Origin of the sequence: Streptomyces sp. NPDC088730, from assembly GCF_044751215.1 — a bacterium.
GTDB lineage: Bacteria > Actinomycetota > Actinomycetes > Streptomycetales > Streptomycetaceae > Streptomyces.
In genome coordinates, this window is sequence record NZ_JBIVLK010000025.1 from 1 (window position 1) to 17745 (window position 17745).

General features: G+C 72.5%; 16 protein-coding genes. 10 read left to right on the forward strand and 6 right to left on the reverse strand.

Translation table 11 applies throughout. The features are described from left to right. Positions 1-199: 199 nt before the first annotated feature. Both ACIP89_RS36040 and ACIP89_RS36045 read right to left on the reverse strand, forming a co-directional pair. Positions 200-706, reverse strand: coding sequence for a hypothetical protein (locus tag ACIP89_RS36040; protein WP_402118666.1), 507 nt, complete (start codon positions 704-706; stop codon positions 200-202). Between the two features lie 237 nt (positions 707-943). Then, complete coding sequence (locus ACIP89_RS36045; protein WP_401929412.1) at positions 944-1531, reverse strand: DoxX family protein; 588 nt, start codon at positions 1529-1531, stop codon at positions 944-946. Positions 1532-1716: 185 nt separating this feature from the next. Between ACIP89_RS36045 and ACIP89_RS36050 the strand changes: the two genes are divergently transcribed. The 4 genes from ACIP89_RS36050 (at position 1717) to ACIP89_RS36065 (ending at position 6229) form a co-directional block, all read left to right on the forward strand. After that, positions 1717-3468 carry a diacylglycerol kinase family protein gene (locus ACIP89_RS36050; RefSeq protein WP_402118667.1) on the forward strand — a complete coding sequence of 584 codons (1752 nt, stop codon included), beginning with the start codon at positions 1717-1719 and terminating at the stop codon, positions 3466-3468. Next, on the forward strand, positions 3468-4421 hold the full coding sequence (locus tag ACIP89_RS36055) for a YihY/virulence factor BrkB family protein (protein WP_371630842.1): 954 nt from the start codon (positions 3468-3470) through the stop codon (positions 4419-4421). Before ACIP89_RS36050 ends, ACIP89_RS36055 begins: the two co-directional genes overlap by 1 nt. Then, positions 4422-5270, forward strand: a complete 849-nt coding sequence (locus tag ACIP89_RS36060; protein WP_402118669.1) for a phosphatase PAP2 family protein — start codon at positions 4422-4424, stop codon at positions 5268-5270. 242 nt (positions 5271-5512) lie between these two features. Further along, positions 5513-6229: a hypothetical protein gene (locus ACIP89_RS36065; RefSeq protein WP_402118670.1), complete on the forward strand. Its 717-nt coding sequence runs from the start codon at positions 5513-5515 to the stop codon at positions 6227-6229. A 527-nt stretch (positions 6230-6756) separates the two neighbouring features. On the opposite strand, the gene ACIP89_RS36070 is transcribed toward ACIP89_RS36065, so the two are convergent. From ACIP89_RS36070 to ACIP89_RS36085, 4 genes are read right to left on the reverse strand one after another with little or no spacing between them, the layout of a single operon-like run. Next, positions 6757-7596, reverse strand: coding sequence for an ABC transporter permease (locus tag ACIP89_RS36070; RefSeq protein ID WP_402118672.1), 840 nt, complete (start codon positions 7594-7596; stop codon positions 6757-6759). Continuing rightward, entirely contained in the window at positions 7593-8366 is a 774-nt protein-coding gene (locus tag ACIP89_RS36075) for an ABC transporter permease (protein ID WP_073734812.1), read from the reverse strand. The genes ACIP89_RS36070 and ACIP89_RS36075 overlap by 4 nt, the downstream gene beginning before the upstream one ends. Then, positions 8363-9319 (reverse strand): ABC transporter ATP-binding protein, encoded by a 957-nt coding sequence (locus ACIP89_RS36080; protein WP_402118673.1) that lies wholly within the window; start codon positions 9317-9319, stop codon positions 8363-8365. The genes ACIP89_RS36075 and ACIP89_RS36080 overlap by 4 nt, the downstream gene beginning before the upstream one ends. A 29-nt stretch (positions 9320-9348) precedes the next feature. Beyond that, positions 9349-10668, reverse strand: a complete 1320-nt coding sequence (locus tag ACIP89_RS36085; RefSeq protein WP_402118675.1) for a nucleotidyltransferase family protein — start codon at positions 10666-10668, stop codon at positions 9349-9351. A 541-nt stretch (positions 10669-11209) separates the two neighbouring features. Between ACIP89_RS36085 and ACIP89_RS36090 the strand changes: the two genes are divergently transcribed. From ACIP89_RS36090 to ACIP89_RS36115, 6 genes are all read left to right on the forward strand, one after another. After that, positions 11210-12190: a nucleoside-diphosphate kinase gene (locus ACIP89_RS36090; RefSeq protein WP_402118678.1), complete on the forward strand. Its 981-nt coding sequence runs from the start codon at positions 11210-11212 to the stop codon at positions 12188-12190. A 51-nt stretch (positions 12191-12241) separates the two neighbouring features. Then, entirely contained in the window at positions 12242-13063 is an 822-nt protein-coding gene (locus ACIP89_RS36095; protein WP_402118681.1) for a metallophosphoesterase family protein, read from the forward strand. 175 nt (positions 13064-13238) lie between these two features. Further along, entirely contained in the window at positions 13239-13400 is a 162-nt protein-coding gene (locus ACIP89_RS36100; RefSeq protein ID WP_158072237.1) for a hypothetical protein, read from the forward strand. A 53-nt stretch (positions 13401-13453) separates the two neighbouring features. After that, positions 13454-14524: an alkaline phosphatase family protein gene (locus tag ACIP89_RS36105; protein ID WP_402118683.1), complete on the forward strand. Its 1071-nt coding sequence runs from the start codon at positions 13454-13456 to the stop codon at positions 14522-14524. A gap of 31 nt (positions 14525-14555) precedes the next feature. Next, positions 14556-15776 (forward strand): hypothetical protein, encoded by a 1221-nt coding sequence (locus ACIP89_RS36110; RefSeq protein WP_401929394.1) that lies wholly within the window; start codon positions 14556-14558, stop codon positions 15774-15776. After that, a complete protein-coding gene (locus ACIP89_RS36115; RefSeq protein ID WP_402118685.1) occupies positions 15773-17710 on the forward strand; it encodes an aminotransferase class I/II-fold pyridoxal phosphate-dependent enzyme in 1938 nt (645 codons plus the stop codon). The genes ACIP89_RS36110 and ACIP89_RS36115 overlap by 4 nt, the downstream gene beginning before the upstream one ends. Positions 17711-17745: the final 35 nt, after the last annotated feature.

Consider the following 17745-nt stretch of genomic DNA (forward strand, 5'->3'; position numbering starts at 1 on the left):
CTCCCGGCGGTGGGGCGCCGGCCGGCCGGCCCCGCCCCCCGTGGGGGCCCGGGGGCCCCCCCTCGCGGCCCCCCGGCCCGGCCGGGGCCCCGGGCGGGGGGGGGGGGGCCACGGCCGGTACGGGTCGTCCTCCCCGGTGCCGCTCCACACGCCGCTCGGACTCGGCACGGTCCGTGGCTCACGAGCCGGGCCGCGGAGATCAGTAGCCCTGGCCGACCAGGAACGAGTCGAATTCGAGGGCGAACGAGCGGGCTTCCGCCACGTGGCCCTCGTTGTCCCCGTGGGCCAGCGCGAAGATGCACAGGCCCTGCCGGGTCCGTACCACCCACATGCTCCGGTCCCCCTCGCGAAGCAGCACCAGGTCGAGGTCATTGCCGGTCACCGCGTCCGTGACCTGGTCCAGGCTCTCGCGGCGCCACGTGGCCCCGCCGAGACGGACGAGCGGAGCGGGACCGTTCTCCTCGCCGGCCACCCACAGGGCTTCCAGCGCGGCCCGGTCCACGGCCTCCGCGTGCGGGAGCCCTCCAGCCGGATCATCCGCGGCGGGCCGGAAGTACCGCCGGCCGTCCTCGCCGTCGCAGCCGGCGACGGCGAAGAAGCCGGAATCGGCCGAGAAGACCGCCGCCGCCCGTACGGCGGGCAGCTCCTCGCCGAGGGCGAAGTGCGTTCTGAGTACATCTTCCCATTGCTCCGTCACAGGAGACATCGGTGGTGACCTTCCGTCGGCGTCGCTGCGGTTCACGGACCTGTTCGGTCCACGGACCCGCTCGGGTCGCCGCAGGGGCGGGTGCGTTCGGCGGCGCACCCCTGCGACCTGAACTCATCTGCCCGTCAACGCGCAGCTCAGACGCGATGGCCGGAAGTCCGGCCCGTGACGCGCCTCTCCCGCCCGTCCGCCACCCCGGGAGGGAGCCCGCGCGTCACACGTCCTTCCGGACCGGTCCTACCGGTCCGGAAGTATCGCGCGTGCGGACCCGGCGGCGGAGTTCACTGCCCGGCCGGCGCCGCTCAGGGCGTCGGACGTGCTCGCGCCCACTGTCTCGATCGCCGAGTGCAGGTGTCCGCCCGCCCTGGCCGTAGCACCGCGGGCCTTCTTCCGGCCGGTGTGCCCGGCCGCGCGGGCACGGTAGGCGGCCGACGGTTTGCCATGGGTATCGGCGGCGGCGAGCAGCAGCGCGCCGAACAGACCGACGCGGCGCGCGAGGTGGAAGCGCTGGTCCTTGCGCAGTTCGGGGTCCTCCTCCTCCCTCCATCGTGCGTGCTCGGCGAGGGTTGTCGGCACGAGGCTCGCGGCCAGGACGAGGGACGCGGTGCGGGGGAAGCGGCCCAGCGCGAGTGCTCCGCCCGCGGCGATCTGGACGGCGGCGTTGATCCGGACCAGTCGCTCCGGATCGTCAGCGGTGATGCCGATCTGCCGTGCCCGGGAGGCGGTGACGGCCGCGAGGGGGCGTGGGCTGCGCAGCGCGTGCCCCGCCTCGGTGATGAAGGGGGCGGCCAGCAGCGGGCGGGCGATTCTTCTCAATACAGCCATGAGTCCTCGTCTGCCCGTGGAGACGGGCGGCATACGCGGCGGACAGAAGAGGTGCTCCGTCACACACGCCGTCACACACAGGAGGTCTGCCGGACGAGTTCCGGGGCAGACGCCGATCGGACGACGGAGACACCGTCGCGAAAAACGTCAGCCGCCGCGAGTTGTGCACACGAAGGGGGACTCCGATGCCGATCGCCGTACCGGAAAGACCCGTGGGACTGTCCGATGCGAAGTCAACCCGGGCCCCGCGGGGGAGCCGGGCGTTCGCGCTGCCCCGCGGCCTCGCGGGTACGGCCGGCCGGATCGCCGCGTTCACCGTCGGACAGGCCGCGCTGATGGTGGGCGCCGGGCTGCTCATCACCGGCCCCGCCGCCCACGTCTGGCCGATATCCGCGGAGGACCGCGTCGACGAGGGCTTCGAACGCCTCCGCACGGGCGCTCTCACCACCGTGTCCTTCATCGGCTCGGAGGCGGGCAACACCCTGACGGTGATCGCCATCACCCTGCTGGTCTGCCTGGGCCTGGTGTTCATACCCCGGCTGCCGATGTGGCGCCAGGCGGCCTTCCTCGCCGTGTCCGTCTCGCTCCAGGCACTCGTCTTCCTGGTCATCACCCTGTCGGTGGACCGTCAGCGGCCGGATGTGCACCGGCTCGACGCCTCCCCGCCGACGTCGAGTTACACCTCCGGCCACACCGGCGCCGCCACCGCGCTCTACGCGGGCCTCGCCTTCCTCGCCCTCTCCCGGATGCGCGGCCCGTGGCGCAGGATCGTCGGCACCCTGCTGCTGCTCCTGCCGCTGCTGGTCGCGCTTTCCCGCCTCTACCGGGGCATGCACCACCCCACCGATGTCGTCGGCGGCCTGCTCAACGGCAGCCTCTCGCTGATGATCGTGGGGTACGCGCTGTTCGCCCGGCCCGAGGTGATCGCCCCGCCCACCGGGCGGCCGGTGCGCGCCGCCCCGGCGGCCGGGCACACCGCGGACGTTTCCGGCCCCGTCACCGTCATCGTGAACCCGACGGTCACCCGGCCGCGGGACCACGAGGCCGTCCGCGCCGTCCTGGAGCGGCACGGCCTCCACGAGCCGGTGTTCCTGGAGACCACGGCGGACGACCCCGGCACCGGCCAGAGCGCACGGGCCCTGGCCGACGGCGCCCGGCTCGTCGTGGTCTGCGGCGGCGACGGCACCGTGCGCACGGTCGCCGACGCCCTCGCGGGGAGCGGCGTCCCGCTCGCCATCGTGCCCAGCGGCACCGGCAACCTCCTCGCCCGCAACCTGGGCCTGCCCCTCACCCCGGCCGAGGCACTGGACGCCGCGCTCAGCGGCGCCCCTCGCCCCATCGACCTCGCCCGCATCGAGGGGGACGGCCTTCCCGCCACCCATTTCACCGCCATGGCCGGGGCCGGACTCGACGCGGCGATCATGGAGAAGACCGCGGACCGGGCCAAATCCGTCCTGGGCTGGCCCGCTTACGCCCTGGCCGGCCTCTCCTCCCTCACCACACCCCCGGTGCGGCTGACCGTGCGCCTCGACGAGGCCCCGGCGCTGCACCGCACGGCCCGCATGGTCCTCGTCGGCAACGTCGGCACCGTGCAGGGCGGCCTGAACCTGCTGCCCTCCGCCCGCCCCGACGACGGCCTCCTGGAGCTCATGATCCTGGACCCGCACGGCCCCTCCGGCTGGCTGCGGGCACTCACCACGGTGCTCCGGGGCCGCTCCGGGGCCCCGCACACCACCCTGTCGGACACCGCGGAGCAAGAGGGAGGGAAGAGCCTCCGCGTGGAGTACCTCACCTTCCGCCGGGCCGAGCTGAAGTTCGACGCGCCGTGCCCCAGGGAGATCGACGGCGACCCCGTCGACCCGGGCGACCGGCTGACCGTGACGGTCGCCCCGGGCGCCCTGACCGTGCTGCTTCCGCAGGAACAGGAACAGGCCTGATGGGCACCGTCGTCAAGGTCCCGGTGACCCGCGACATGTCGGGCGACGAACTCTCCGCCGATGAGGCGTTGCAGTCCCTGCGCCGCTACGGCCGTTGGCCGCTGGTGCGCGACTCCTTCGTCCGCTTCCGCTACGCCGACGGCTTCAGCCACTCCCGCGCGCTGGCCCTGCAGACGGTGCTCGCCCTCATCCCGATGGCCATCGCGTTCGTGGGCCTCTCCTCGGCCATGCACACCGAGAGCGTCGGCCGCATGGCGGAACTGACCATCCACCGGCTTGCCGCGGGACCCAGCTCGGAGGTCGTCGACGACGCCCTGCGGCGCAGCCGTGAGGAGGCGGGCGACGGCGCGGCGCTGGCCCTCTGGCTGGGGCTCGTCTTCTCGCTCGTCAACGTCACGACCGCGATGTGCCAGATCGAACGCGGCGCCAACCGGATCTACGGCAATGAACGCGACCGGCCCTTCCACCGCAAGTACCTGCGGGGACTGGTGATGTCGCTCAGCGCCGGACTGCCCCTGGGGCTCGGATTCGTCGTCATGGTCGCCGGCCGTGACCTGGCGGCCGCCGCGGTCAGCGTCTACCACCTCGACGACGAGGCCCAGACCGTCTGGAACTTCCTGCGCTGGCCCTTCGGCCTGCTCCTCGCCCTCATCTCGGCGAGCGCGATCTTCCGCCGCTCGCCCCGCCGCGCCCAGCCCGGGTACACCTGGCTGGCGTTCGGCTCCGCCGTCTACCTGGTGCTGTGGACGCTGCTCACCTGGTTGCTGAGCCGCTACCTCCAGCTGAGCCACTCCTTCGACACGGTGTACGGGCCGCTCAGCGCCTTCATGTCCCTGCTGTTGTGGGCCTATCTCACGTCCATCGCCCTGTTCCTCGGCCTGTCCTTCGCCGCCCAGCTGGAGGCGTCACGGGCCCGGGTACCCGGCCCGATCCAAGAGGACCCGGGAGTCTGAATGCCCGTGCGCACCACCGCCCGACGTATCCGCGAGAGCCGCCGCCGCGCCGCCGACCGCCGCTTCGGCTTCCACCTGCTGGGCGCGATCGCCGTGGCCGCCGCCACCGCGGTCCCCTTCGGACTGCTGCTGGTCCTGGTCAAGGGCCGGTGGGGGCCGCTGCGCCGGATCGACGAGGGCGCGGCCGACAGCCTCCACCGCGCCGCCCTGGAGCACCCCGGCTGGACGGACGTCCTCCAGTTCCTCTCCGACCGGGTGTGGGACCCCTTCACGCTGCGGGCCGCCGTCGCACTGCTCACCGGGTGGCTGCTCTACCGCCGCGCCTGGCGGCTCGCCGCCTGGTCGGCGGTGACGGCCGTCGCCGGAGGACTGATCGGACTGCTCGTCAAGACCGTCGTCGAGCGGGCCAGGCCGTCGCTGGAGAACCCGGTCGCGCACGCCCCCGGCTTCTCGTTCCCCTCGGGACACGCGATGACCGCGACCACCTCGTGTGCCGTGCTGCTGCTGGCCCTGCTGCCGATGGTGCCGCGCGCCTGGCGGCCCGCGTGCTGGGGCCTGGCCGTCGTGTCGGTGATCGGGGTCGGCTTCACCCGTGTCGCGCTCGGCGTCCACTGGTTCAGCGACGTGGCCGGCGGCTGGCTCCTGGGCCTGGCCGTGGTGGCGGCCACCTCCTGGGCGTTCGAAACCTGGCGCACCGACGCGGGCCGGGTCCGTGCTCCCGTCAGCGAGGGCCTGGTGCCCGAACTCACCGGCCCGCACCCGGAACCCGACGCCGTGGCCGGCGGCCGCCCCCGCCTCGAAGATCGGGGCTCCGGCTCCGGGCATCAGCAGAACCACGGCGGGCGCTGACCGGCGCGGGCAGGTACCCAGGCCGTACCCGGTTCCAGTCACCCTCCGCCCGCAAGATCAGCTGAAGACCGTCCCGCACTCGTGCGGGGGTGCACTTCCTTGGGACAGAATCCATCACGAACTGGTGATGCCTGCTGTCGCGGCGAACCGGTGGAACCTAGGGAGAGGGTTCGATGGGGTGGCGAGAGGGCGCTGGGGTACTGGACGCGCGGATGCTTGAGCGTCCGCTTCCTTCGGATGCGGTGGCAAAGCTGGGAGCCTGGCTGGCCGGAGACGGGGCACCGTACGCGGACGGGACCGGCGCGCACGCGGTTCGCTACATCCCGGGGTCCTGGGCCGGCATCCGGCCATGGCCCTCGGGGTTGGCCGAGCAGGTCGGACGTGAGCCGACTTCGCTGAGCCGGGCGCAGGTGTTGGCGGTGGCCAGGACCGGGGCAGCAACGGCCTGCTGGACCGAGACACTCGTCGCCAGCTACGTCTGGGGACAAGGTGAGAACGGCTACGGAGCCCACCGGCTGGATGAGATCCTGCGCCCGGGCCCGGTCGAGGCGGTGCTGGCAGAGGCTATTGCGCTGCTGGCCACCGATGGTGCCGTGGCGGGCTACCGCAGGCTGAGCGGCGCGATCGCAGGCCTCGGACCTGCGTTCTTCACCAAGTTCCTCTACTTCGCCGGCGGCGCTGTACCGGATGCGCCGGGGCCGCGCCCGCTCATCCTCGACCAGCGCATAGCTCGTGTCCTGCGCGCCTACACGACACGACTCGGGGAGGGCATCGGGCTTGAGGAACCCGCGAAGCTCGCTGCCTGGCTGTGGAGCGACGGCGGGTGGACCCCGCACCGCTACGACATGTACCTGAGATGGGTACGCGGCGTCACCGGCCAACTAGCCGGGTCCACGCACTGGCCGCTCGCTCCCGACCTACTGGAATTGGCACTGTTCAGCCGCGCATGGACCCCCTAGAAGTCCTCCGGGCCGTCCTCCGCTTCGGCGGCACCGCGTCCGCCACCCTGTGGGCCTGGCCCCCAGCCCCGTACTCCCGATCGCCCTCACGAGGCGTCTGCCTCCGGGTGGGGCGCGCGAATCTGGCGGTCGGGACGCTTCCGCCGAGTACCGCGCACTGAACGTGCCGCGTGCGCCGGACCAGGACGGGACGGCGGTTCACGCCATGCCGGTGCGGTGCCGGGGCCTGGGGCGCGGAGACGTGTCACGCGGCTCCTCATGGGGCGGCCCGACGCCCCCCGCCGGCCCGGACGTCGCAGTGGGTGCTCCCACGAGGCGAGCGCCGGCTCAGCCCGTGACACGGCGCCCGTCCACGACAGAGGACTCGCAGGTCAGATGGCGCGCTGCGGTGTGGCGGGTGTCGGCTGGGTGCTGCGCACTCGTGTTCGGCGCTCAGATCGCCGTACAGCGCCTGCTCACCTCCGCTCGCGCGGAGAGCACCGGGCGGCAAGCTGCGATACGTCGTCGAGCAGACCCGGCCCGGCCGGTCAGCTCAGGAACAGGGCTGTCCCGTCGCGGCGGCTGCGGCGGGCCCGCCACGTGAGTGACGCGAGGGCCGCGGCGAGCCAGCAGGCCCCGACCAGTGCCTCCCAGGCCGCGAGCGCGGCGGTGTGGGAGCCCGCTCGCCCGGCCAGTACCTCGCGGACCGCGAGGAGGCCGTGGGTCAGCGGCAGGACGTCGCCGAGCCGGCCGAGCACGGGGCCGACGGCCTGCACCGGGACCTCGGCGCCGCAGACGATCATCATCACCGTGAACGCGCCGTTGGACGCCACGTTGCGCAGGTCCGAAGCGGTCAGCACCAGCGAACCCAGGAACAGGCCGAGGCAGTAGCTCGTCACCGCGACGAGGACGAGGAGAACCGCGAGCAGGGCGACCCGTGCCACGGTCAGCCGCAGGTCCGCCACCGGGGCGAGGAGGAGTATCCCGCCCAGGCCGCAGGCGACGCCGTCCGGAAGCCAGAACAGGCTCCGCCCCACGAAGACCAGGGAGGGACTGCTGGGCGAGGCGACCAGCAGGGGCAGGGTGCCGTTCTGCAACTCCCATGTCGTTGACGCCGTCGCGAAGACGCCGTGCAGCGCGACCAGTGCCACCGCGTTGCCGATCAGCAGGTACCGGGCCTGCCCGGGCCCCAGCAGATCGCCGATGGTGGTGAAGAACAGCATCTGGGCGAGTATCCGTACGAACCAGCCGAGCACCCAGGTCTTCCAGGTGAAGACGGTGGCGTAGTCGGCGATTCCGGCGCGCACCGCCCAGCCGAGCACCTGGAGACGGCGGCCCGGACCGGTCGTGTCGGGGGTGCCGTCGCCCGCCGAGGTGATCGTGGTCATGCCAGCCCCACCGTCCCCGTCTCCCGTACCAGCCGGACGACCCTGCCGAGCAGCAGCCGGCCGCCGATCCCGGTGAGGAGCCCGAGGCCGAGGACGACGCCGGTCCGCCAGGCCGCCGAGGCCGAGGTGACCGGGGCCGGGTCAAGCGCGTCGCGCAGCAGATCGGAACTCCAGGAGAGGTAGAGGAGCCTGCCGATCGGGTGCGTCCACTCCGGCAGCCGGTCGAGCGGGGTGAACACCCCGCCGAGCAGCAGTACCGGATAACTCAGCGAGTTCTGGAAGGTCCGGGCGGTGCGCGTCGCCACGAACAGGGCGGCCATCAGGGTCGCCGACCCGGCGGTGGCGACTGCGGTGGCGAGCAGGCCCACCAGGAAGACGAACGGGTGCGGTACGTCGGGAACGATGCCGAAGCCGAGGAACGCCACCGCGCCGACCTCGACCACCGTCAGCAGACTGATGGCCGTGGTCACCCAGACCCTGCTGAGCACCACGCGGGCGAAGCCGGCCGGCGCCGCTATCTGGAGTTCCAGGGTGCCGAGCCAGCGGTCGCTGTCGACAACCTCTCCGGAGATCAGCATGGCCATGCTCCACATCCCCATCAGCACCGGCGCGAGCAGCCCGTACGCGAGGAGGTCCGGCCGGTCGTTGTGCCGTACCAGCAGCAGGAACACGGCGGCGAGCAGCGGGGTGCGCACCAGGTCGATGAGGTAGTCGCGGTGGGTCAGCACCAGGCGGCCCTGGAAGCGCCCGGTCGCGGCCAGCAGGCTCACCGGTTCACCACGCTGCGCTGCTCGTTGCGGTGGACGAGTCGAAGGTAGACCTCTTCGAGGCCGGGCAGCTCGGTGCGTACGTCGGTGACGCCCTCGGCGACCACGAAGGCGAGCACGGCGCCGAGGGCCTGCTGGCTCTCGACGGAGACGACCGCCGTGCCGTCGTCGGCCGGCTCCACGCCGAGGACACCGTCGAGGGCGCGCACCCGGTCGAGCAGTCCGGTGTCCGCGCGGACGCGGACACGCTCCTGTCGCGACATCAGGCGCGACAGCGTCTTCGGCGCCTCCGTCGCGATCACCCGGCCGTGGTTGATCATCGTGACCCGGTCGCAGAGCACCTCCGCCTCGGCCAGGTCGTGCGTGGCGAGGAGGATCGTGCGGCCCTCCCCGGCGAGCCGCTGGATCAGCTCGCGCAACTGACGGGCGGCCAAGGGGTCCAGGCCGTTGGTCGGCTCGTCGAGCAGCAGGACGCGCGGGTCGCCGACGATCCCGCGGGCCAGGTGCAGTCGCTGGCGCATGCCGACAGAGAAGGTCTCCACCCGGTCGTCGGCGCGCTCGGCCAGGCCGAGTTCGTCGAGCAGGGTGTCCGTCCTGGCCAGGCCCTTCTTCGTGGACATTCCGTACAACGCGGCCCAGTAGCGCATGTTCTGACGAGCCGTCAGGCGTGGGTAGAGGCCGCGTTCACCGCCGAAGACGATCCCGAGCAGCGGCCGGATCCTGCGGTACTCGGTCACCAGGTCGTGGCCGAGCACGGACGCGCTTCCCGACGTCGGCAGCAGCACCGTCGAGAGGATCTTCATCAGGGTGCTCTTGCCGGCCCCGTTCGGACCGAGCAGTCCGTGCACCTCGCCCTGTTCCACCTGGATCGACACATCATCCAGGGCGGTGACCGCCGGGCCGCGCCGCACGCGGTACTCCCGCCGCAGCCCGCGGGCGTCAACGGCGAGTCGCACGCCGTCAGGTCGATTGCCGCTGTCGCGCATCACGCCACCGATCGTCCGGACGAAGAGGTGCCGGTGCTGGACGGCCCGGTCGGGGCGGAAGCGGTGCGGGGTGCGGATTCCGCGCCGTCCACCTCGTCCAGCCATTCCTGCCGGGCGGCACCCGACACCAGTAGGAAGGAACCCAGCGGGGTCCGCGCGACCAGATGGCGGCCGACGTCGTCCAGGCGCAGCCCGTCCAGGTGCAGCCCGTCGGCGGGCTCGGCCGCCGACGGACGGGCACCGGCGGGGTCGTCCGGGCGGGCACCCGCAGGAGGGTTCGAACCCGTGTCCCCGCCCCCCAGCGGCACCCCGAACAGAGACACCCTTGAGGCGAGCAGCCGGCGCGCGCCGGGCCGGCGGTGCACGAGGTCGGAGGCGAGGGCGGCCGGGCGCCCCCCGCGGCCCTCGATGCCGGACTGCGCGGCGAACGCGGCCGCCCGCACCGGGTTGCTCCAGCGCATCGCCGTGCGCACCGACCGCGCCAGCCGTACGCGCACCGCCGCCGCACGGGTGTGCGGCAGTGCGACCGTGGGCCGCCAGCCGAGACGGGCGACGCCCCGCATCGCCTGCCGCCACTCCGGCCACAGGCCGACCCTGTCGAGGTCGGCGCCGAACTGCCGTACGGCCTCTTCGTCCATGGCCTGGAGAAGGAGCACCAGGTCGAGCAAGTCACGTGAGCGGAATGGGCGTTCCCACCGTTCCGCCACCAGGGCGACCGCGCTTGTGGTCCACGCGGAGCCGGGCGGGCGGGCGAGCTGTCGGGCGGGGCCGTGGACGTCCGTCACGATCTCGGCGGTGAACAGGCCGACGGCGTAGGGGTCCTGGGACGTGTCGGGCGCCGGCTTGCGGAACTCCGCGCCCAGGTGGGGGGAGACGGTGTCGCCGGGGTGGGCGGGCTTCACGGTGAAGGCCACCAACTCCCAGCCACAGGCGAGAAGATGGCGGGCGCAGGCCCACAGGTCGGCGTGGCGTGGGCAGACGACGTCGAGGTCGCCGGCCGAGCGGAGCACACCCGGCGGGTAGAGGGTGGCGATCGTCGCCCCCTTCAAGGGGAAGGCGTCGGGCGCGTGTTCCTGAAGCTCTTCCCAGACCCGGCGGTACCGGTCGACGCGCTCCCGTGCCGTCCGCAGCTCGGCCGCCTGACCGTCCGTGAGTTCCTCGCCGCCGACGGCCCACAGGCTCAGCAGGGTTCCGGCGAGCTTGTGCCGGCCGTCACGGGCCGTACGCAGCAGAGAGTCCCGGTCGGATCCGGGCGCGGCGTCGAGCAGGGCGAGGACCGTTTCGGTCGTGACCGCGTTCCCAGTTGGTGCTTCAGTCAACGCGGACTCCGCCCCGGTTGGCGTGTTCTCCGGCCGAAAAGGGCCACTAAGGGCTGTCCCGTAATCCCTGGTGGGCGTGCGACGACGGCCACGGCACCTCGCCGCGTTGTCGGAACGCCCGAATACATCCAGTATTCGGGCGTCCCTCCGCCTTGCGATGCACCGCGTCCGACGCCGCACGCTGATCCACCAGGGATTACGGGACAGCCCTTAGGGCGCCAAGGGCAACGAGTGGCGAATAGGGGAATTCCAGGGGCGGGCGACGGAAGACGCGGTCAGGATGTCCGGAAATCCGGATCCTGGCCGCATCCACGTCTGCTCCGACCGGTCGTTTACTTGCCCGGCTTCGGGCGGACCGTAACCTTCTTGAAGGCGACGCTCATGGGACCCTCCTTGATGCGTTCGGTCGTGGACGTTAGCCTCAGCGTATTGCCCTGAATGCAGCATTGGCAATGGAGCAACTGCCTCTACATGCAGCCTAGTTGGCTGGAAGACGCCGGGTTGGCGCACGGGCCCCGACCGAGTGGAGAGCCGGAGGAACATGGCCGTCGAGCAGTGGTTGCAGGCCCCCTTCACGCACGATCCGGCACGGCGCCGAACGTATCCGGACGACGTCTACTTCCGGGAGATGGCCGCTCTGCTGGACGAGCGGGACGCGGAGGAGGCCGGCCGGACACTCGGCGGAACCACCTTCGTCATGTTCAAGCCCGACGCGGTGGTCGGGCGCCGTATCGAGCCCGCCCTCGATCTGCTGGCCGGCCACGGTTTCCTGCCGCTCGGCGCACGCGAGGTCCGGGTCGACGCACGGGTCTGCCGCGAGCTGTGGCGCTACCAGATCAACGCCGCGCCCCTGGCGGTCATCCGGGCCGTGGACATGATCCTGGAGTCCGGGCCGCCCTGCCTCTTCGTCGCCCTGCGCGACACCCGCGGTCCGCGGGAGACGGGTATGTCCGCGGCCCAACGGCTCAGCGAGTTGAAGGGGTCGTCCAAGAACCGGGACACGGACGGCGTCACTCTGCGCGGCGCGCTCGGCTGCGAGCTGATGTGTCTCAATTTCCTGCACGCGCCGGACGATCCCGCCGATCTCGTCCGGGAGGTCGGCGTCCTGGTGCCCCACAGCCACCGGAACGAGGTGCTGACGATGCTGGCGGGCGAGCCGTCGCCCGCGCGGACCGCCGGGGTGGTCGCCGCTGCGCGCCGGCTCTGCGCCGCGCATCCGGCCCACCCCCTGGCCCCGGCACCCGGCTCCGCCCGGCCGGCGCGGGCCGACTCCGCCTGGGCCCTCGCCCGGGTCGGCGAACTGGCCGCGGGACAGGGCGGACTCGCGTTGTGGGACCGCATAGTGATCGCCGCGCACCTGGTCGAGGGGCTGCCGTCCGAGGGCACGGCCCTGATCGGACCCCCTCCCGGCACCCGCCTGAACCATCCCCGGGCCACCGGGCCCACGCAGGGCGCGACCACCCCCGCGGGCACACGGTCCGCCCGTGTCCCCGCGCCCGCCGCCGTCGCCCTGGACCACTGACCACCGACCGCTCCGCCCCGCACCAAGCACCGCAATGAAAGGCCCGCCCCGATGGACGACTCCACGACGGAAGACGTCACCCTGCATGGTCCGGCGAGCTGGGAAGGACCGGTGCGCCGGCACGGGCCGGTGGCCCGGGTCGCGGTGCTCTCCGACATCCACGCGAACATCCCCGCGTTCGAAGCCGTGCTCGCCGAGCCCGACGTCGCGGCGGCCGATCTCGTCGTCCTCTGCGGTGACCTGACCTGGGGCCCGCAGCCGCAGGAGACGTACGAGCGGATCCTCGCGCTGGGGGAGCGCGCCCTGTGCGTGCGGGGCAACGCCGACCGGTACGCCGCCGAGATCGGCACCGGCGCCCGCGCGGCGGACACACCCCGCCAGTCGTGGATCGCCGACCGGCACTCGCCCGAGGCCATCGGCTTCCTCACCCGGGTGCCCTTCGGAGTCGTGGTCGAGGTCGACGGGCTCGGCCCGGTGCACTTCTGCCACGGCTCACCGCGCAGCGACCACGAACTGGTCACGCCGGGCACACCGCCCGAGCGGTTCGCCCGACTGTCCGCCACCCTCGACGTGCGGGTCCTGGTCACCGGCCACTCGCACCTCCAGTTCGACCGGACGGTGGCCGGACTGCGCAGCGTCAACCCGGGAAGCGTCGGGCTGCCCTACCACGCGGCCGAGCCGGGCACCGCGTACTGGGCGCTGCTGGGCCCCGACGTCCGCCTCAGGACCACGCGCTACGACGTCTCGGACGCCGTCGACCGCGCCTACCGCGCGGCGGACCCCGATGCCGAGCGCTACGCAGGCACCCTCACGCATCCTCCCGTACCGGAGAAGATCGTCGAGGAGGCGGAATCCCTGGTCTTCGTCAACTGACCGGCTTTCGCCAACTGGCTGGATCATCAACGTTATTGAAAACAGGCGTAGTTGAGAGGTCCACTCGGCCGTTCCGGCGTTGACAGGCCAACTCGCCGTGTGTTGACCTGTTCGCGCACAAGTCGAAAGTCGTTTGGCCTTTTCTCTCGCGCTATCCAGCAAGCAGGAGGAATCCATGCAGACAGCTCCACTCCCCACTCCGAAGACGACCACCACGTCGACGCCCGCGCCGGTGATGCTGCTGCCGCGTCTCGTTGAGCGCATGATCACGGACCGTCAGGCCGTGCACGTCGCCAAGTTCCGCACCACCTGCACCGACTGCGTGCCGAACTTCTGAGCACGGCGTCGCGCGTCGGCGGACGTACGACAGCGTCCGCCGACCTGCGCGTGGTGCCCGAAGTCGTCGAACGGTGTCTGAGCACAGCGCCCCGCGGACTGTGCGTCCTGGCGGTCGACGGCCTGTCGTACGCCGTCGCCGAACCGGCGCTCTCCCACGCGCGGACACGCCCCCTGCGCTCCACGTTCCCCAGCACCTCGACCACCGCCTGGCTGACCGCGGTCACCGGCGCCGCTCCCTCCCGGCACGGCGCCCTCGGCATGGTCTATCGGGCACCGGACGCCGACTGCGTCACCCACCTCGTCACGGGCGGGACCTACGCCTTCGGCCCCGCGACGCCGCCCAAGAACCCGTTGCTGCACGGCGGCCCCACACTCTTCGACCGTGCCGCCGCGGCGGGCCGCACAGCCCTCGTGGTCGGCGCCGAACTCGAACGGCTGACGGGGGAGTGGGTGGAGGCGCTGCTCCACGGCGCCCGGATCGTCCCGTCGTCGGCCACGGAACTCGGCACCGATCCCGTCGCGGTCGTCGAACGGACGGTCAGCGAGGTCGTGGCCGTCCTCGCGGACCCCCACGACGTACCACCCCTGATATGGGCCTACGTGAACCTCGACGACCACATCCACCTCAGCGGTTACGACGACCGCCTGCACGCCTCCCTGCGGCTGCTCGACACGGCGGCCAGCCGCTGGGCCGACGCCGGATGGAGCGTCCTCGCACATGCCGACCACGGCCAGGTTCCCGCCGCGCCGAAGGTCGAACTCCTGGACGCATGGGCTAGGTTCGACGCACCCGCGCACTGCCGGATGCCCGGCGGCGGCGCCGGCCGGGTCCGCTGGCTCTACCCCCGGCCCGGCCACGAGCAGGAACTCGCGGACGCCCTGAGCGACGCGCTTGGCGACCACGCGCTCGTCCTGACCCCCGACGCCTTGGCCGAACGCGGCCTGCTCGCCGCCACCCCCGTCGTCCGCGAACGGATCGGCGCGGTGGTCGCCCTCGCGACCTCCGCGGCGTTCCCCGTGCCCGACCCCTCCGTCGCGTGGGAGCACGGATCCCTCAGCGACGACGAGATGCTCGTCCCCCTCGCGGCCTGGAACGCGCCCCGCGCGGCCCAGGACGCATAGCCCCCGCATCCCCAGACGAACAGGAGAGACCGTGAGCACGGTCGTGTTCCGCAACAAGACCGGCGGTTCGGAGAACCTCTACGCAGAACCGGGCCAGAACCTCCTCGACGTCCTGCGCCTGCACGGCATCCCGGCCAACGCCGTGCTCACCTACCGCGACGGGGCCGTGGTTCCCGAGTCGATGGTCGTCGTCGGGGCGGACGATGTCATCGAGGTACGCCAGGTACGCCACTACGACCTCGACGTGCTGCGCAAGCCCAAGGAGCACGTCTACGCCGCGCCCGACCCCGTGTACTCCAAGTCCGTGCTCTTCGACCACGGCGGGACCCTCGAACGCCGCACCGAGCAGCTCACCGCCGAGACCTTCGTGACCTACGTCGAGGAGACCTTCGTCCAGAGCATCACCTCCGGCGGCACCATGCGCGCCGGGGACCGAGCCGTCATCGGACTGTCGGGCGGCCGGGACAGCGTCGCCTACCTCAAGCTCCTCGAACGCACCCGGGGCCGCTGGCCCGAGATGGACATGACCGCGGTCACCATCACCGGACTGCCCGACTGGGACGAGCCCGCGACGTTCCGGATCGCGCTGGACGCCTGCCAGAGCCTCGGCCTGGAGCACACGATCGTGACCGCCGACGACGTGACCGAACTGTTCAAGCTGCGCGAGCCGTTCGTCGACCTGATGAACAAGGTCGTGGCCGGCCCGCACCGCAACATGAACATGGTGATCGGCCACCAGGTGTTGCGCCGCATGCTGGAACGGGAGGCCGGGCGGGCAGGCGCCTCGGTCGTCGCGTTCGGCTTCAACGCCGACGACCTGGTCGCCAGCATGGTCACCTGGTTCACCACCGGCTACCGGATGGGCGGCATCCCCGTACGCGAACTGGGCGACCTGCGCTACGTCTTCCCGCTCTACCGCATCACCAAGAAGGAACTGACCCTCTACCTCGAACTCGTCGCCCCGGAACTCAACCGCCAGGGCGCCCCGGGCCGCTTCACCACCGGCTCGGACGAACGCTCCCTCGCCTACGCGATGGCCGACCACCTCTACGACCAGTGGCCGGGCATCGACTACTACCTCTTCAACGCCTTCGAGAACGTCCAGCGCAGCCTGCTGCCGGTGGTCGACGACGTGTGCCGGGTCTGCGAGGGCCGCTACCTCCTCATGGAGGGCGTGCCCAACCCCGCCGGACTGTGCGACGTGTGCGGCTTCCTCCAGCGGCAGGAGGCGTTGCGGGCGGACGCGGTATGACGGGTGGCGCGGGCGGTGGTACGGACCGCCGCCCCTGGTACCAGGACTTCTTCGGCGAGGAGTTCTGGGCGGTGGCGGCCCACGAGTACACCGCCGAGCGCAACGCGGCGGAGGCCGACTACCTGGCCGGCGTCCTCGACGCCTCGGCCCCCGGCCGCCGCGTCCTGGACCTCGGCTGCGGCACAGGGCGGCACGCGGTGGCACTGGCCGGGCGCGGATTCCACGTCACGGGTGCCGACGTCGGCGTGTGGGCGCTGCGCCAGGCGGCGGCGTCGGCAGCCGCGGCCGGCGTGGACGTGGAATGGCTGCGACTCGACCTCCTGCGTGAACTCAATTGGCCAGTGCGCGAGTTCGACGCGGTCATCTGCGTGCAGTCCTTCGGCTGGGGCAGCGACACGCAGCAACTGCGGCTGCTCCGGGAGGCGCGCCGGGCGCTCGTCCCCGGCGGGGTCCTCCTGCTCGACCACTCCAACGTCCTGACGATCGCGGGTAACTACGTACCCGAGGCGACCTTCGAGACCGACGGGCTGCGGGCCGTCTTCCGCCGCGACTACCGCGTGGAGCACGGCCGCAGCCGGGGCTCGATCGAGGTCCGCAGAGGCGACGCGAAGCCGGTCGTCGTCCACGACGACGTACGGCTCTACCAGCCCGCCGAGGTACGGGACCTGCTGACCCGCGCCGGATTCCGGGTCGAGCGCGCCGACGCCGATTTCACTGCCGGCCGGGAAGTCCAACTGACGACCCGGTACGTTCAGTTCGTGGCCCGCAACCCGGATGCCGGGGAGCACCGCACCGCGATCGCGACGTGGGAACGGCCCGCCGCCGGGGGTTCGGCGAGGGGCGCGGCAACGGGACCGGTGGAGGCGGCGGGGTCCGGCGGTCCGGTGGGCTCGGCCGGTCAAGGCGGTCTGGTGGACCTGCGGTGGTCGCCGGACGAGATCGACTTCGTACGGTCCGCGGTCGACCGGGCCTTCGAGTCGGTCACGGTCACCGCCGACGCGGCACGCGCCTACCACGTGACCGACCCCTACGCCGCGGCGCGGGCCGCGCCGGTGCTGTCCGAGCACTTCGGCCTGGAGCTTCCCCCCGACACGGTGACGGCCGGCACCGGTGCCACCGGCCTGCTGCACGGCTGCGCGGCACTGGCACAGCCGGGCCCCGTGCTGCACCTGCGCGGCGGCCACCCCGACCTGCCGAGGTGGGCGGCACGCTCGGGCAGCGAGGCGATCGCGACGCGCATGGAGGACCTGGCCGACGCCCTCGACCGGCACGCCCCCTCGGTACTCGTGCTCGACCGCCCGACTGTCACTGGGGACCTGCGCGGCAGGGGAGAGCTGGACGACATCGTCCGCACCGCCCGCGCCCACGGCACCACGGTGGTCCTCGACGAGGCATACGCCGTCTACGCCGGGCCGGGCGCCAGCTGCGTCCCCGCGGTCGCCGAGCACGACAACCTGATCGTGCTGCGGAGCATGTCCAAGGGCTACTGCTGCGGCGGACTCAGGGTCGGGTTCGCCGTGGCCGCGCCCGCGCTGACCCGGCGGTTGCGTGCGGTGGTGCCGCCGCTGGGCGCGAACGCCTTCGGCCTGGCCGTCTCCCTGGCTCTGCTGGCCCAGGGCGACGTCTTCACCGCGCTGCGGGCCCGGATCGCCGGGGTGAAGCCGCGGACGGCGGCACTGCTGCGCGGGGCGGGACTCGCGGTGACCGAGGGGGCGGACTGCCTGCCCTGGGTGACCGTCCCGGGGGACGACCGGACGGATGCCCTGCTCGAAAAGCTCGGGCTGCGGGTCAAGGAGGTGGAAGGGCCTGGAACGTGGGACCCGGGAGTGCGGGCCGGGGACCGCGACACGCTCTTCAAGATGGCCGTTCCGCTGTCGGACGCCCGCCTGACCGCCTTCCACGCGGCCTTCGGCGAGGGCGGACAGCGTGAGTGACAGCGGCCTGAGCGCTCCGAACGGCCCAGGTGTGC